The following is a 15,365-nucleotide window of genomic DNA, read 5'->3' on the forward strand; positions in this document are numbered from 1 at the left end:
GCATCATGAAGCTCTCAGAGCCTAGAGATTTTCTGCGGAGCTTATTCAGTGTCGCCGTCAAGGCTGCAGACCCTGCTTTGAGCCTGGCTGCGCATCTTCCGTCACCGCCTGAAAATGGTCGGACCGTCGTTATCGGTGCCGGAAAAGGTTCTGCGCAGATGGCGCGTGCTCTTGAAGACTTATGGCCAGGTCCGCTTACGGGAACTGTCGTCACACGATATGGGTATGGATGTGCCACACGGTCGATCGACGTGCTGGAGGCATCGCATCCCGTTCCTGACGAAGCCGGTATCACGGCGGCCCAAAGGCTGCTGGACACGATCGCAGGCCTATCTGAAAATGATCTTGTGATTGCGCTGATCTGCGGTGGCGGCTCCGCACTGCTGCCAGCCGCTCCTTCTGGATTTACGCTGGAAGACGAGATTGAACTCAACAGTACACTTCTGGCATCCGGCGCTCCCATCTCCGCCATGAATGCCGTTCGAAAGCATTTCTCCCGCATCAAGGGAGGGCGTCTCGCTGCCGTCACAAAGGCGAAGGTTGTCAGTCTGGTGATCTCCGACATACCGGGCGACAATCCGGCGCTCATATCGTCCGGGCCTACAATCCCCGACAGGACGACGCGGCATGACGCTTTGCGTGTGATCAAACAGTATTCTCTGGCAATACCGGATCGAGTGCTCGATTTCATTGGCTCGTCTGATGCGGACGCCCCGCAGCCTGAGAATCCGATTTTTTCCCGCAATCATCATCAGGTCATCGCTTCGGCTCGCGTATCGCTTGAGGCCGCCGCCGCGTTGGCCCGATCATCCGGCATCGAAGCTCATATTCTGTCTGACGCCATCGAAGGCGAGGCGCGCGACGTCGCGGCAGTACATGGTGCAATTGCGGCTGAGATTGCCCGGCGAAACCAGCCGTTTGTCTCAGCCTGCGTTCTTCTTTCCGGTGGAGAAACGACGGTCACTGTCAGAAGCAAGGGCGGTCGTGGCGGGCGAAACGGCGAGTTCGCACTTGCTCTCTCTCCGTGGATCGATGGCCTAGATGTGCATGCTTTGGTAGCGGATACGGATGGTATCGACGGATCTGAGGAGAATGCAGGGGCGTTCATCGATGGGACGACGGCGAGGCGCATTCTGGAAAATGGCATGGATGTAAGAGACATGCTCTCACGGCACGATAGCTATTCTGTTTTTTCGATGCTGAATGATCTGTTCGTGACTGGACCAACAGGGACGAACGTCAACGATTTCAGGGCAATCCTGATCCTGCCACAGCAGAGATAGGTGGCATGCCAGCAGCCCTTGCGGATCATATGCGCCACTTCAATGCCGATATCACTGAGGATCAGGTGCTTCCGCTCATAGCCGACGGACTGATCGATCGCGTGCTTGATGATTGCTGTCCGCTGTTCCCCGGCTATTATCTCTATTACCCGAGCCGCAGGCAGCATTCCTCCGCGCCTCCGGGTTTTCCATGCTGATCCAAGCTCTACGCTTCCGGGGCTAAAGCAATCGTGACGCGCGTCCGCTGCGCCGCTTGGCATTGTTGTAATAGTCGGATGCCTGCTGCACGGAGCGATGGCGTGATTGTTCCATCGCTTCCGGGAGCGGAATGCCACGATTGGCCGCTTCGGTGAGATAGCCGGAGCGCAGCCCGTGCGCCGAAAACGCCTTCGGATCGAGACCGGCGCTCGCGGCCCGTGCTTTGACGATTGCATTGACCGTTTGGGCATCGATTGCCTGGCGTCCGACATTGTTCCATCGATCGACGGCGCGAAACAGACTGCCGCTTTCGATCTTCGCCGCTGCAATCCATGCATGGAGCGCGTCGACGGGGCGACCGGTCAGATAGACGACCTCGTCTTGCTCGGCACTGGCCGTCTTGGTGCGCCCGAGGCGGATCGACAAAGAGGGGAGGGGGCTGCCATCCTTGTCGATTACGGGCTCTTCCAGGGTGAACTGTTCCAGTGCGAGGCGTGCGACCTCGCTGCGCCTGCGGCCGCCAGAGGCAAAAGCGACCATCAGGATGGCCCGATCGCGCAGCGTGCGCAAATCGTCGCCAACACAGGTTTCCAGAAGTTTCGTCATGATGTCGCCGGTAATCGCCTGCGCACTCTTGCGGCTGCGCGGACGATTGGTGGCGCGCACGGCAAGACGCAGAGCGGATTTGACGGACGGTGCCGAAAACGATCCTTCCAGCCCGCGCCAGCGGGTCAATGTCGACCAGTTGGACAGACGCCGCCGCACGGTTGCTGGCGCATGCGGTCCGGATGCGCGCAAAAAACCTTGGCTGCGTAATTCCGCTTCCACGCCGGCTGGCATGCCGTGATCGGGATCGATCTCGCGTTGCTGGTGTCGCCACAGATGATGGGCGATGAATTTCAGCAACAGGGCTTCGGGTGTCGGGAAGGGCAGGGGGCTACCGGTGGCAGCCAGCGACCAGGCTTCGAGATAGGCCAGATCCGAGGTTAGCGCACGCAGCGTATTCTCGCCCATGCCTTCCTTGACCAGATGGCGGAGCGTCTCGACGTCCTGATCGGTCAAAATCTCCGCCAGCATGTCGCGCCGGTTCATCGGCAGCACGGCGGCAATCGTATCGAGCTGTAGCGCACGGCACTCACTGGCGGGATCGGGCAATTGGGCCAAAGACAGCCTCCGTGATCGGTCAAGAGGCGCTGCTTTCGCGCGCCTTTGCCCGACTTTTACCGATTTGCGGCTTCAAATCAATCACCATCGATACTGTATAATTATCGATGGTGATAAACACAGAAAAACACCGTCGATGTAACGAAAGCTAAGCGCCATTTAGGTTGATAAAACGATGTTAAGCCATTGTTTTTATATGCTCTAAAAATCGCGATAAGCGAGAATCTGCTCGGCAATTCGAAGGCACGGGCGCCGGGATGGCATGTCTGATTGCTCTCCAAAGAGATTACCACGCTGCGCATTGCTGGAAATCGCGCTGTTGGCTTGTGAACAGATAATCACAACCCCATTCTGAGACACCAGTATATGGGTTCCTTTTTCGAAAAGGATGTTAGTTAACGTGAGCAAGTCTTGTGCAACCACAGATTTCGGTTAGCTTGAGTCGGTGGGGAATCTTTTCGGAATACGATGCCATTGGACGAATATCCAAAACTCAAGACATCTGTACCAGGCCAATATCTTGGCTATGGCCTTCAACCGGTGCGGCTTTGCTACCATCTGATGAGTGTCGCAAATGGTTGTCGGGTCTCGCTGGAACTATTTGATGATATCGCGATCCACGATGCGTCCGGCGGGGTGGGCTTCGAGCAATCAAAAAGCTCGCTGACTGGTAATCCAGCGTCAGATCGCTCGGCGGAATTGTGGAAGACCCTTTCGAATTGGGCTTCACTGCCTACATCACTCTTTAATTCTGCAACAGTGTTTCGATTTTACGTCACACCCGTCAAAGTTGGCAATCTCGTGCGTGATTTACATGACGCCAACGATGAGACCAAAGCAGCCCTGCTACTAAAGAAATTCAAAACGAAGACCTTTAGAGGTAAAAAGGGCGTTGGCGTGGAGCCGTTAATCAACAAATTTCTCGACGCAGGCGATGACATTTGTCTGAAAGTGATTAGACAATTTGAATTGCAAACCGAAGAAGACCCAGTCGACCCAATCCGGGGAAAGCTGCTTGCAACACTTCCCGAAGAAAGCCTTGATCAGTTCTGTGCCGCCGCAATCGGAATGGCCAAGACCGAAGTCGACAGCCTAATTCGTAAAAAGAAAATACCGATTCTAGATTCAGGAGCGTTTCGGCAGAAGCTAAGAGCCTTTATAAGAAAACATGACTTTTCAAAGCTTCTTGCCTCGACTACGGGTGTACCCGGACCTAATCAAATCGCTGATGTTCTGAGCAGACAGCCAACATTCGTGCGCCAGCTTGCCGCTATCGAGGTGTCGGAGACCCTCATGACAACGGCGGTGAGTGATTTTCTACGAACGATAGCTGACAAAGTCACATGGGCCGATAACGGGAGTATAGTCGACAGTAGCCTAGAAGAGCTCGACCAGTCACTAATTCGCCATCATACTTTGACTTCTGATGAGCTTGCGGACACCCATGGACATCTAGTTCCCACGCATAGGGGACGACAACTTTACCGCAGGTGCGCAGAATTACAGATGCCATTGGAAGGCCAAACCCTTCCCAGCTACTTCGTCGCTGGAGAATACAACTGTCTCGCAGACGAGCGCAAGGTAGGTTGGCACCCGGACCATCTTTCTTTGTTTCCGAAGGCAACGTCATGACGACGAAAACCCTTTCAACGGTAGCATTGGTACAGAATCCTGCTTTGGGAGCGCTGCTTCTGTGGCGGTTTGGCAAATCCTATCAAGAGGAGCAACTGGGTACAGCTGCTCAGTTACATTCATTCTTTGTGGTGCTCCCACTCCTTTATCATGCGCCTACACTTGATCGCATCAAATCTACAAACAACTCGTCTGGTCTTTCACAATTTACGAAAAAGCTCGGCGAAGAACGAGAACTGCTGATCTCAATACAGGAACGCGCACTGAAGATGAGGGAACTGACATTGTCCGCTGTAGGAGCGGCGATTTCCAGCGGACTCATGCATATCTCTTACGATACGGGTAGGCTTCGGAGTAATGAGGTGCGTCCTCCACAACCGCCTGTAAGGTTAAAGTATCATATTGCGGGAGCAGAAAAACTGGGTCACTGGTTGGCTAGGCTTACCCTTGAACAGGCATTTACACTATTGTGGGTGGAACCTTAGATGCATTTTCAGATTTTGAGTTTGATTCTCTGGCCCAAGGCCAATCATCCACCGCGTGTGTTAAATTTCGTGCCCGGCATGGTGAATGTCATCACGGGCGCATCGAAAACGGGTAAATCAGCGGTCATTCCAATCATTGACTATTGCTTGGCATCGGGGAAATGCAGCATTCCGGTTGGAACAATACGAAATACCTGCGATTGGTTTGGTATTGTTGTGGATACTCTCGAAGGCAAAAAGCTTTTGGCAAGAAGGGAGCCCGGTGATGCTAGGCAGACGGGGGATATGTATCTCCTTGAGGGCGATGAAATCGACATTCCGGACAGGATCACAGAAAAGAACACGACTACGGATATAGTGAAGCGGAAGCTAGGAGAATTGTCTGGTCTTTCTCGGCTCCGTCTCAATCCAGATGCAGATGTTGCCTATCAAAGTCGTGTAAGTTTTCGCGACCTGATGGCTTTTAACTTTCAGCCTCAATATATCGTCGCGAATCCCCTGGCTCTATATTTCGGAGCCGACACGACCGAACATCGCGAAAAACTAAAGGCAATATTTCCTTACGTGCTTGGCGCGTTGACGCCAGAATTGGTCGCTGCTCGTTGGGAGATCGATCGTTTACAGCGTCTTCTTCGGCAAGCAGAGTCCGCTTTGTCTACGGTTAAGAAGGCAGTCCGGGCTTGGCAGGCAGAAACCAACGGTTGGCTTAGGCAAGCATTGGAACTAGGCCTTCTACCCCAGGGAACGTCGATGCCCGAAGACGATCCCAACCATACGATTGATCTCCTCCGTTTGGCGACACGCGCTGACACACGAACATCATTCGCGACTGTTGACTCGATAGAGCCCTCGCTACGCCAACTCGAACTTTTACAAAATCGAGAATCGGAAACTGCTGCCAGACTTTCCATTCTCCGGCAACACCTTGGAGAGGTGGAACGCCTTGTTGAAAGTAGCAGAAAGTACGGTGGGGCCATTCGAATCCAGAAGGACCGGCTGGATATCGCGGATTGGCTTAAGACCAGGACAGAACCCGTTAATGATCCCCTAGCGGTACTTGCGGAAGGCCGTGAGAAAATCGACGCGCTCGTGCAGGCTCTTGCAGGGATCGAAATCCAGTTGCGCACGCAACCGAGCTTATCTGATACTTTCGACAAAGAACGCCTACGGATCAGATCGGACTTGGATATTGCGACGAAAGAGTTGGCTGCTGTTCGCCAAGAGATCAATATCCTTGAACGGCGATCTGACGAGGTGAAGGAAGCAACCTACCGACGCGATAGAGTAGAGCGTTTCCTTGGCCGGCTGGAACAAGCTCTCGAAACGTTTGAGCGCGCCGACGATAGTGGCGCGCAAGCTGATGAGGTTGGTCGCCTATATGGGCTAATCGATGAACAAAAGGCTATTTATTCAGAGCAACAGGTGCGTCGACGAACTGAAAATGCTCTTCTTTACGTTGCAAAAATCGCGGCCTCCATCCTCCCCAAATTGGATGGGGAATGGCCAAACGCACCGATTGAGGTTCTGATTGATGACCTGACGGTGCGTGTTGTTCATCCCGATCGCAAGGACTACTTATGGGAAATAGGTAGCGGGGCGAACTGGCTCGCCTATCATGTCGCGGTAACTTTGTCACTCCAGCGTTTCTTCAGAGAGCTTCCGGATCATTGCGTTCCGGGTTTCCTTATCTATGACCAGCCAAGCCAGGTTTACTTCCCGTCGGGATTTGACAGACCCGGTCGGGATGCGCCAGGGCGAACGCGAAATCAGGACATTGCCGCCGTACGGGGAGTATTTTCAGCCATTGCAGACGAGATCGTTCTTGCGAAAGGCCAGTTGCAGGCGATTGTGCTCGACCACGCCGGTGCTGACGTTTGGGGAGAACTTTCTGGCGTTGTACCTATTGCTGAATGGCGGGATGGTGACGCACTGGTTCCGGATTTATGGCTCGCGCCTGCAAGTTAAGCGTAGTTCAATGTTGAAAGTATGCTCTTCGGTCAGTTGTGTTCATGAACCGACACGTCTCTGCTTGTTGTATTAATCACGATCCAGTAGCGGAACGGCCTATGCCAGTGAACTTTGATCTGGCGCGCGCGGTCCTGCGCGGTGAACCCTCGCAATCATTTGGTCTGAGCAAAGCAGACTTCCAACGAAGGGATGGCTAAGCAGTAGCCTGCCGAGAACTTGAGACCTATGACCGACCGAGCTGGATTGGGACCTAGTAAAAAGATAAAACCATACTCGAAACAAGCATTGGTGAAAAAATGCCGGAAATGACCCGACAGCAGGTGATTGAAGCCATCAGCGATGGCCGAATCGCAGCGGTAACGATCGATACAACCGTCTTCGACAGCAAGCAGAGGGATTTCCGCCGCACCGATTTCCGGTCGATCTCACAGATCAGAACCCGGCACACACCTATCCTGATCACGGATGTGATTGCCAGCGAGATGATGGCTCATTTGGAAGTTGAGGCTGCGGACACGCAGCGGGCACTGAAGACGGCTCTCCGAAGCAACAATCTCCGGTGGTTTCGACAGAGTCCGGCAGGCGAGCACACAGCTTTGTTTATAGACAAAGATCCCGCGGAATTCGCAAGATCAGAGTTTGACGATTTCGTCAAAGTTGTAGGCGCTGAGGTAATTAAGGTCGCCGATACACCGGACGGCCTAGCTGAGCTGTTCCGCCGATACTTTGCTGTGCAGACGCCTTTCGGGAAAAAGGAAACTCGCAAGCAAGAATTCCCTGATGCCGCTGCACTGTTGTGCCTAGAAGAGTACGCGAAGGCGAAGGGCAAGCTCGTCATCTGTGTTGCCCAAGACAGTGCGTGGAAGGACTTCGCCGCGAAGTCAGAGCACTTGGTTACGGTCTTTCCGCTGACTGAGGCACTCGGGATTTACAGCGAGGCATTCGAGGACGCAGATCTCGCCGACAAGATCGTCGAGCTTTGGCTCGATGGAGATGAGAAGCACTTCGAAGGCGCGGTTCGCGACGCAATCGTCGAACGGCTCACATATATCGACTACGATGTTGATGCCAACTGCTCAGTCGAGTTTGAAGCGGAGCCTATGGATGCTAAGCTCAAAGAAATCCTGATGGGCACGCTCGCCAAGCCGGTAGTACTGGCAGCCGATGACAACACAGTCACATTCTCAGTCGAGGTCGACATCCAGGCAGATTTCGAGGCTAACTTCAGCTTTTCGGTCTGGGACAGCCTTGACCGAGAAAGCGTCAGCATGGGCAGCGAGTATGTGGCGACCACTACGGACGTACCTGTTCATCTCACGATTGTCGCGGATCGGGACGTTACTAACGGCATTGTGCTCCACGAGATTGAGGTCAGTCAGAAAACTTTCACCGTAGATTTCGGCTACGTCGATGCGTTCCCGGTTGAAGAGCCCGACTACGACTAAAGTCCGCGCCATGGGAGAAAGATGGCGTTGCTGAGTGCTGCTGGCGGTATCGGGCAGCATTTGGAGCCAAAACGGATGGTATAAGTCGCGAATCTGACCGTTAACTCCGGCTCCTAATGAAAGCGTAAGGCCCCATACTGAGCGTCACATCTGGACGAACATGAATTCTTGACTGGCAATCAAAGCAGCGAGGCGCTTCTCAATGGTCAGTGGTGCACCGGTTCGGCATTCATGCAATGGAAGAAAACCTCGCTTCGAAGCCGTCTTTCTTGCCAGATGCCGGGGAGGAAAACTCCAACCGACCGCCTGCTCCAGTAGCAATTGTTTTGGCAATGGCAAGACCAAGTCCTGCACCGCGCACAAGAGCCTGACCGCGCTCGAACGGCTCACTCAGCCGAGCAAGCGTTTCGGGCGGCACGACTGGGCCGCCATTAACAACACGCAGTTCCCCGTCGCTTTTAAGACTTACGAGAACAGGCATGTCCTGTGCACCGTGTTTGAGTGCGTTTTCGATCAGGTTGCGCGCTAGTATGGCAAACGCATCCGCATCAATGCTCTTAAGCACGGGGCAATCAGGGAGAGTCAACTCAATGCGACCGACAGCATCGGTAGATCCGTTGAACTCGCCTACAACTAATCGAAGGATTGCAGCAATATTTACTGGCTTTTCGGCAAGGAGCCGTCCGCCCTCGGCTCTTGCCAACTGCATCAGTTTTTCTGTCAAGCGGGCGAGGCGGCGCAGCGCCGTTTCCATGTCCTGCGCACGTTCGCGCGTGGTAGCATCGGGCGCCTCGACGATCAGTCTTTGCGACTGTGCGAGCGCCGCTGCCACCGGGGTGCGCAATTCGTGGGCTGATTTGGCTGCAAGACTGCGTTCGGCTTCCAGGGTCAGTTTCAAACGATCCAACAACCGATTTACCGCTATGGCAACAGTGTCAATTTCGGAGGGAAGCCCATTTACGGCGACCGGATCAAGATCTCCACTGCCACGCGCCTCAATCTGATTGCGAAAACTGCGAACCGGTGCCATGGAAAGACGTACGATGAACCAGACACCGATCAAGCCGAGGAGGACGGCCAGGGAGAGAGGTACAGCAAGCGTGTATAATATGTGTTTAGCCGTATCGCGCCGGTGGGAGAGGGGTTCAGCGACAGTAATTGTGAGACTACCCTGCATTGCGGCGTCAGAGTAGAGCCTGTGGGTTGGTGTGCTGCTGAAACCCATTCTTGAATAGGGCGGAAAAATGGTGACATCCGCACTATGGGAACGCATCTGCACGGTTCCGGCTGCGTCACGCACCACATAGGTGAAATATTCGTCGTGCTGGCGCAGGGTCGCCACCCTCTGCTCGGTGTCGTCGGCATCGCGTCCCAATATCTCAAGCGCTGCGACTGGCAGAATACGTTGCGCCGTTTCTTCGAGGGCGCTGTCAAAGGCCTTATTCAGTTCCTGGCGCAGAAGGTGTGCTGTCACAATCGTTGTAACAACCCACAACAGGGCCGCGCCGAGCCCGAGCCAGAGCGAAAGTCTCCATTGCAGGCTCTTCGGTTGCATCATTTTGCGTTTCCAAGCCGGTATCCGATGCCGCGAACCGTCTCGATGATCGCATGTCCAAGCTTTTTGCGGAGACGGCTGACATGGACCTCAATTGTATTGCTCTCGACTTCTGAGCCAAAGGCATAGAGCCGATCCTCGAGTTGCGACTTGGTCAATGCAATACCAGGTCGCTGCAGGAAGTTTTCTAGCAGTGCCCATTCGCGACCGGTCAGTTCAACGGGGCGCCCGTCCTGCCTCACGGTCTTGGCGGCCAGATCGATTTGGAGGTCGCCTATTTTGATCAATGGGTTGGGATTGCCGCTGTAACGTCGCGCAACGGCATTCAGTCGTGACGACAGTTCCGCCAGATCGAACGGTTTGATCATGTAATCGTCTGCCCCGGCATCGAGTCCTTCGATCCGGTCGGAAATCTGGTCCAGTGCCGTGAGGATAATGACAGGCGTGACACTGCCTTTGGCGCGAAGATTGCGTAAAAAATTGACACCCAGCCCGTCGGGAAGCATCAGGTCCAACAGCATTAGGTCGTAGACTGCAGAGTTGACATGCTCTGTTGCGTCGTCGAGCCGAGTCACCCAATCCACGGAATGGTTGACGGCGATATGGTCGCGAACGGCCTTGCCCAGGATTGTATCGTCTTCGATCAACAGAACCCGCATACAACAGCACCCTTTATTCAATAAGAAGCGGCCCCGTGTCGACCCGATTCAGTCAGATGTGAACATATTCTAACTGAAGCTGTAACCTGTCATTCCTCTGACGTCATATCCTTGCCAGCTTCAGCTGTTCGTCAGAAATGGCTGGCATTATTCTCTTCAAAGCGCATTGATCAGGAACAATGATATGATGGTAAATTACCTTGCTGCAATCTCCCTTTTATTGATTACAGCAGGAAGCGGCGTGGCGCGAGCCGATGATGACTGCCATGTGTCGATGGACAAGTGGCAATCCAGGGACGCGGTTCAGGCCATGGCTACTTCTCGCGGCTGGACCGTAGCGCGGATCAAAATCGACGACGGCTGTTATGAAGTCCGCGGCTCCGACAAAACCGGAATTGCTTTCAGGGCCAAAGTTGATCCGGCGACGCTTGCTATAGTCAAGATAAAACACAAGGTCGGCGAATCCGACCACGACGATGATCGCCGTCGCAAATCAAGAGATAACTAGGGATAGGTGTCAAGCGCTGCGTCGGCATGCTTTCCAGCCGCTTGCTCGAGAAAACTCCCTGCCAAATAAGCACCCGGCGCTCCGCTAATAGAGCGCCTTCAGTCAAGGAAAGACTTGTCATGCCTCGCAGTCCTGATCGTTATTCAAAAAGCATGGTTGTGATTCACTGGTTCACCGCAGCGTTGATCCTCGGTGCATGGTTGACGTCGGTGGGTGGACGCCGTATGGCGGAAAATCCGCCTATGTTGCATTTTTCTCTAGGGCTTGCCGTGCTCGTGCTTGTTGTCCCACGCATTCTCTTGCGTCTTTCTGGCGCTGCGCCGTCAGCATCTCCGATGCAAGGGATGCTTGCGCTTGCGGCCAAGGCAGGTCATGCAATCCTCTATCTGTTTCTGCTCGCCTTGCCGCTCAGCGGCTGGTATGCCGCCTCGCGGATTGGCGTTCCCATATCATTCTTCGGCCTTTCCGTTCCAGCCATTACGGCCCCAGTGCAAGGTTCCCCCGGATTGATCGCCGACTTCCACGAGAATGCCGGCACCATCATTCTTTATCTGGCCGGTCTTCATGCGCTGATGGCGATATGGCACCAGTTCGTTTTGCGCGACGGCACGCTCAAGCGCATGTCGCTGCATTGATAACAGCCCGCATCGTCGGTTCTTAAAACGGTGGACCTGCTGGCAGGTCCACCGTTTTCGTTATGTCTTTCCTGACAAAGCGCTGAAGCAGAAATTACATCAGTGTCAGGCGGCGTTCAGCTCATCTTGCGAGAGTGGCTGGCATGAACACGGATCCGGTTCAGGTCCGTGCGCCCGTTTCTTTGAAAGAGGTAGTCTGTCATGAAAGTACTTCTCGCAGTATTGTCAATGACCACGGCACTTACGCTTCCGGGTATCGCCATGGCGCGACCCGTAACTCTGACCACGACGCTGAACAGCTATGGCGGGGACGGCGCTTATCTTGCCTATTACGTCACCGATGCTCAGGGCAAATATGCTGGTAGTCTTTGGATGGCTGGTGGCAAATCCAAGTATTACGAACACCTGTCTGGGTGGTATCGCGCAACGGGTGGCAACACGAGCGAAATCAATGGTATCACTGGCGCGAGCGTCGGGACGGGCAAGACGCTTAAAATCACAGTTGATCTGGCCGATGCGTTTTTTGATGCGGGCTACACATTGCACGTCGACGCTGCGGTGGAAGACATGCGCGACAGTCCCAATGAGGTGGTTATACCGCTGACATCCGGCGGTGTGAAAGCTCCAGTCAAAGGACGCCGTTACATCGCAACAGCCGATTATTCACTATAAACGGTGATTGCTATGTTCCGCGTTATCCATCGTTGGCCGGGACTTCTTGCCGCGTTGCTCCTGATTGTGCTCAGTATCAGCGGTGCAGCACTGTCGATTTTTCCCGCTGTCGAAAGTATTTCGTCTCCACAGGCTGATGTGACACTTACGATCGCCGATCTGGCGGCGCGTGTTCAAGCGGTCTATCCGCAGGTGGAGCAAATCCGGCGGGCGCCGTCTGGCCGGATGACGGCCTATTGGTTCGATAATGGTGCGCCTCAGGCGGCGGTCATCGATCCCGCCACCGGTCAGGCTATCGCTTCTGCCGATCCGAATCCAGTCGAACGCTGGCTGACACGTCTGCATCGTTCGCTCTTTCTTGATGATAGCGGTCGCATGGTCATGGCTGCGGGCGCTGCCGCCATGCTGGTGCTGAGCCTGTCCGGGGTGGCGCTTGTCGCACGTCGGGCCGGGGGGTGGCAGCACTGGTTCTCGCGCCTGCGTGGCCCGCTCTCCGGGCGTCTGCATGTCGAGGTCGCCCGACTGGCCGTCGCAGGCCTGCTGCTTTCCTCGGCCACGGCTTTGTGGATGATGGCCTCCACCTTCGATCTGTTGCCTGATAGTGCGGTTTCGCCGGTCATGCAGACTGAGGCAAGCGGCCAGACTGGAGCGCTTCCGGCGACGATGGCACCGCTGCGGCAGATACCGGTTGCGGAAATGCGCAGCCTGTCATTCGCCGATCCATCCAACCCGATGGAGATTCTCACCCTTAAGACCGATCGGGGCACCGGCTATATCGATCAGGGCACGGGCGCTCTTCTCGGCTGGAGCGGCCTGACCGGATGGCAACGTCTGTCGGAAACCATTTATATGCTCCATACGGGAAGGGGGGCTTCTGTTCTGGCGCTGATCCTTGGCCTGGCGGCTCTTGGTGTACCAGTCATGGCGGGCACGGGCGTTGTTCTCTGGTTCGACGGGCGTCGCGGACGGCCGCGCATTCGCGAAAATGTTGCCGCGGGACGGGCGGAGACGATCATTCTCGTCGGCAGTGAAGGCGGTAGCACATGGGGCTTTGCCGCTACGCTCCATGCGGCGCTGTCCGACGCCGGTCAGGCCGTCCATGCCGCGCCGATGTCGGCTTTCGACCCGGCCCGTTACGGGCAGGCGCGGCGCATCCTCATCCTGGCCGCGACTTATGGCGACGGCGATGCACCCGCTTCGGCCAAGGGGTTTCTCGAAGGACTGTTATCTCAGGCAGCGGATTCGGCAATTCCGCTGGTTGTGCTCGGTTTTGGCGATAGTAGCTTTCCAGCCTATTGTGGATTCGCGCGAGCGGTGACGGATACGGCGCATGCCGTCGGATGGAGAATGCTCATACCCTTTGACACGGTGGACCGTCAGTCGCCGCAGGCTTTTGCCCGATGGGGACGGACACTGGGTGCTGCTTTGGGCATAAATCTTGAACTCACGCATCAGGTCGTTAACCCCCCCGCCGTCCCGCTCACGCTTGTGTCGCGCCGTGATTATGGCGCGGCAGTACAGGCACCTGCAGCAATCTTGCGCTTTGCCTTGCCAAAGCTTTCCTTCTGGCGGCAAGTGCTTGGCCACGGACTCGGGCGCTTTGTGGCCGGCGATCTCATCGCCATCGTTCCTTCGGGATCGACCGTGCCCCGATTCTACTCGCTGGCTACTGGACGCAACGACGGCTTTGTCGAGATCGTCGTGAGAAAACATCCGGGTGGGCTATGCTCCTGCCAGCTCCTGGAACTGGAACCCGGGGATACGATCAGCGCTTTCCTGCGTCGCAATCCCGGTTTCCATGCGGACGATCGGACACATACGCCCCTGATTTTGATCGGCGCCGGAACAGGAATCGCACCTTTGGCGGGTTTTATCCGTGCCAATACGCGGCATCGCCTGATCCATTTGTTCTTTGGAATGCGCCAGACGAATAGCGATTTTTTCTTTGGCGACGAACTCCATGAATGGAAGCAGAAGGGGCAAGTTGCGCACATTAGCTCCTGTTGTTCACGCGGGAAAATGCCGCGCTATGTGCAGCATGCTCTTCGGGAAGAAGCGGATGACGTCACTCGGCTGATTCAGGAGGGGGCGCGGATCATGGTATGTGGCGGACGCGATATGGCCAACGGAGTCTCGTTGGTTCTTGCCGATATTCTGGGTTCCACGGGGCTGACATTGGCCAAACTCAGGGCGGAGGGACGTTATGTCGAAGACGTCTACTGAGAAGCAACGTCACGCTTTGAGCGGGCCTACCATGGGTACACGTTGGTCAGCGTTGTTTTACCAAGCAGCGGAGTTCGATCCACAATCCGTTCGGGCCGCACTTCAGGCGGCAGTGGACGCGGTGGACATGCAGATGTCAACATGGAAGCCGGATAGTAATCTAATGCAGGTGAACGCCGCGCCGGTGGGACACTGGATAAAGGTGCCGCAGCAACTGCTGGACGTTTTGCGCCTTGCGCTCGACATTAGCCGTGCATCGGGCGGCGCGTTTGATATCGGCATGGGGGATGCCGTAAGCGCCTGGGGTTTCGGGGCGTCAGAGGCGGTCCCTGAGCAGATGCGAGCAGCGCTCGAGCGCGAGCGCCGACCAGCCCATGACGTTCTGGAACTGGACGTCAAGCTGGGAATGGTGCGAAAGTCGGCTCCCATCACGCTTGATCTCAATGGAATTGCCAAGGGATATGGCGTGGATCGTCTGGCGGAGACATTACTGTCTTTCGGGATTTCGTCCAGCCTCGTCGGAATCGATGGGGAGATGCGGGCGCTCGGGTTGCGGCCAGATGGGAGTCCTTGGTCGATTGCAGTTGAGGCTCCTGACTATGATCGTCGCGCAGCCCACTCGGTTTTGGCTCTTCAGGATGCGTCGGTCGCCACGTCGGGCGATTATCGGCATTGGATTAATGTCAACGATTACCGCCTGTCGCACACCATGCACCCGCTTCGCGGTGCTCCCGTGATGGAGCCTCCGGCGTCAGTCACAATCGTGACACGTACCTGTGCCGAAGCGGATGCATGGGCAACAGCGCTAATGGTGCTAGGTTCGAAGACCGGCGCGGTACTGGCAAGCCGGTTAAGCTTCAATGTTCTGTTCTTATTGCGTGCTGCAGGAACGACAATTGGGTGCGAAGCTGTAGGTGACTTATTCACCAGTTCAAATT

The 15,365-nt window shown here is 55.4% G+C and carries 13 protein-coding genes and 1 pseudogene; 11 read left to right on the top strand and 3 right to left on the bottom strand.

The window, feature by feature from the left end:
* Positions 1-5 precede the first annotated feature (5 nt).
* Both KWJ32_RS22865 and KWJ32_RS28310 read left to right on the top strand, forming a co-directional pair.
* Positions 6-1,283 (top strand): glycerate kinase, encoded by a 1,278-nt coding sequence (locus KWJ32_RS22865; protein WP_151610508.1) that lies wholly within the window; start codon positions 6-8, stop codon positions 1,281-1,283.
* 5 nt (positions 1,284-1,288) lie between these two features.
* Positions 1,289-1,480 (top strand): hypothetical protein, encoded by a 192-nt coding sequence (locus KWJ32_RS28310; RefSeq protein WP_192799571.1) that lies wholly within the window; start codon positions 1,289-1,291, stop codon positions 1,478-1,480.
* Positions 1,481-1,502: 22 nt separating this feature from the next.
* On the opposite strand, the gene KWJ32_RS22875 is transcribed toward KWJ32_RS28310, so the two are convergent.
* On the bottom strand, positions 1,503-2,573 hold the full coding sequence (locus tag KWJ32_RS22875) for a site-specific integrase (RefSeq protein ID WP_231771647.1): 1,071 nt from the start codon (positions 2,571-2,573) through the stop codon (positions 1,503-1,505).
* Between the two features lie 546 nt (positions 2,574-3,119).
* Between KWJ32_RS22875 and KWJ32_RS22880 the strand changes: the two genes are divergently transcribed.
* The 4 genes from KWJ32_RS22880 to KWJ32_RS22895 all read left to right on the top strand — a co-directional run bounded on the left by KWJ32_RS22880 (position 3,120) and on the right by KWJ32_RS22895 (position 8,175).
* A complete protein-coding gene (locus KWJ32_RS22880) occupies positions 3,120-4,277 on the top strand; it encodes an ABC-three component system protein (protein WP_192799572.1) in 1,158 nt (385 codons plus the stop codon).
* The gene (locus KWJ32_RS22885; protein ID WP_151591443.1) at positions 4,274-4,762 is read left to right on the top strand and encodes a three component ABC system middle component; all 489 of its coding nucleotides are present in this window, start codon (positions 4,274-4,276) and stop codon (positions 4,760-4,762) included. The genes KWJ32_RS22880 and KWJ32_RS22885 overlap by 4 nt, the downstream gene beginning before the upstream one ends.
* Positions 4,763-6,727 (top strand): DUF3732 domain-containing protein, encoded by a 1,965-nt coding sequence (locus KWJ32_RS22890; RefSeq protein ID WP_151591445.1) that lies wholly within the window; start codon positions 4,763-4,765, stop codon positions 6,725-6,727.
* A 299-nt stretch (positions 6,728-7,026) separates the two neighbouring features.
* Positions 7,027-8,175 carry a PIN domain-containing protein gene (locus tag KWJ32_RS22895; RefSeq protein WP_151610510.1) on the top strand — a complete coding sequence of 383 codons (1,149 nt, stop codon included), beginning with the start codon at positions 7,027-7,029 and terminating at the stop codon, positions 8,173-8,175.
* A gap of 229 nt (positions 8,176-8,404) precedes the next feature.
* Here the strand turns inward: KWJ32_RS22895 and KWJ32_RS22900 are convergent, their stop codons facing one another.
* On the bottom strand, positions 8,405-9,733 hold the full coding sequence (locus KWJ32_RS22900) for an ATP-binding protein (protein ID WP_151610511.1): 1,329 nt from the start codon (positions 9,731-9,733) through the stop codon (positions 8,405-8,407).
* On the bottom strand, positions 9,730-10,389 hold the full coding sequence (locus KWJ32_RS22905; RefSeq protein WP_094573455.1) for a response regulator transcription factor: 660 nt from the start codon (positions 10,387-10,389) through the stop codon (positions 9,730-9,732). Before KWJ32_RS22905 ends, KWJ32_RS22900 begins: the two co-directional genes overlap by 4 nt.
* A gap of 187 nt (positions 10,390-10,576) precedes the next feature.
* Between KWJ32_RS22905 and KWJ32_RS22910 the strand changes: the two genes are divergently transcribed.
* The 5 genes and pseudogenes from KWJ32_RS22910 to KWJ32_RS22930 form a co-directional block, all read left to right on the top strand.
* Positions 10,577-10,897 (top strand): PepSY domain-containing protein, encoded by a 321-nt coding sequence (locus KWJ32_RS22910; RefSeq protein WP_151592437.1) that lies wholly within the window; start codon positions 10,577-10,579, stop codon positions 10,895-10,897.
* 119 nt (positions 10,898-11,016) lie between these two features.
* Positions 11,017-11,532 carry a cytochrome b/b6 domain-containing protein gene (locus KWJ32_RS22915; RefSeq protein WP_151610512.1) on the top strand — a complete coding sequence of 172 codons (516 nt, stop codon included), beginning with the start codon at positions 11,017-11,019 and terminating at the stop codon, positions 11,530-11,532.
* A gap of 201 nt (positions 11,533-11,733) precedes the next feature.
* Entirely contained in the window at positions 11,734-12,204 is a 471-nt protein-coding gene (locus KWJ32_RS22920) for a DUF2271 domain-containing protein (protein ID WP_151610513.1), read from the top strand.
* Between the two features lie 12 nt (positions 12,205-12,216).
* Positions 12,217-14,427, top strand: a complete 2,211-nt coding sequence (locus KWJ32_RS22925; protein ID WP_151610514.1) for a PepSY domain-containing protein — start codon at positions 12,217-12,219, stop codon at positions 14,425-14,427.
* Positions 14,408-15,352, top strand: a pseudogene (locus tag KWJ32_RS22930) (FAD:protein FMN transferase); the annotation flags it as partial. The gene KWJ32_RS22925 and the pseudogene KWJ32_RS22930, both read left to right, overlap by 20 nt.
* Between the last annotated feature and the right edge of the window lie 13 nt (positions 15,353-15,365).

Source organism: Ochrobactrum sp. BTU2 (genome assembly GCF_024539785.1).
In the GTDB taxonomy this organism is placed as follows: Bacteria; Pseudomonadota; Alphaproteobacteria; order Rhizobiales; family Rhizobiaceae; genus Brucella; species Brucella anthropi.

Coding starts and splice junctions, on each gene's coding strand:
- KWJ32_RS22865 (WP_151610508.1), top strand. CDS start 6: ATGAAGCTCTCAGAGCCTAGAGATTTTCTGCGGAGCTTATTCAGTGTC.
- KWJ32_RS28310 (WP_192799571.1), top strand. CDS start 1,289: ATGCCAGCAGCCCTTGCGGATCATATGCGCCACTTCAATGCCGATATC.
- KWJ32_RS22875 (WP_231771647.1), bottom strand. CDS start 2,573: ATGAACCGGCGCGACATGCTGGCGGAGATTTTGACCGATCAGGACGTC.
- KWJ32_RS22885 (WP_151591443.1), top strand. CDS start 4,274: ATGACGACGAAAACCCTTTCAACGGTAGCATTGGTACAGAATCCTGCT.
- KWJ32_RS22890 (WP_151591445.1), top strand. CDS start 4,763: ATGCATTTTCAGATTTTGAGTTTGATTCTCTGGCCCAAGGCCAATCAT.
- KWJ32_RS22895 (WP_151610510.1), top strand. CDS start 7,027: ATGCCGGAAATGACCCGACAGCAGGTGATTGAAGCCATCAGCGATGGC.
- KWJ32_RS22900 (WP_151610511.1), bottom strand. CDS start 9,733: ATGATGCAACCGAAGAGCCTGCAATGGAGACTTTCGCTCTGGCTCGGG.
- KWJ32_RS22905 (WP_094573455.1), bottom strand. CDS start 10,389: ATGCGGGTTCTGTTGATCGAAGACGATACAATCCTGGGCAAGGCCGTT.
- KWJ32_RS22910 (WP_151592437.1), top strand. CDS start 10,577: ATGGTAAATTACCTTGCTGCAATCTCCCTTTTATTGATTACAGCAGGA.
- KWJ32_RS22915 (WP_151610512.1), top strand. CDS start 11,017: ATGCCTCGCAGTCCTGATCGTTATTCAAAAAGCATGGTTGTGATTCAC.
- KWJ32_RS22920 (WP_151610513.1), top strand. CDS start 11,734: ATGAAAGTACTTCTCGCAGTATTGTCAATGACCACGGCACTTACGCTT.
- KWJ32_RS22925 (WP_151610514.1), top strand. CDS start 12,217: ATGTTCCGCGTTATCCATCGTTGGCCGGGACTTCTTGCCGCGTTGCTC.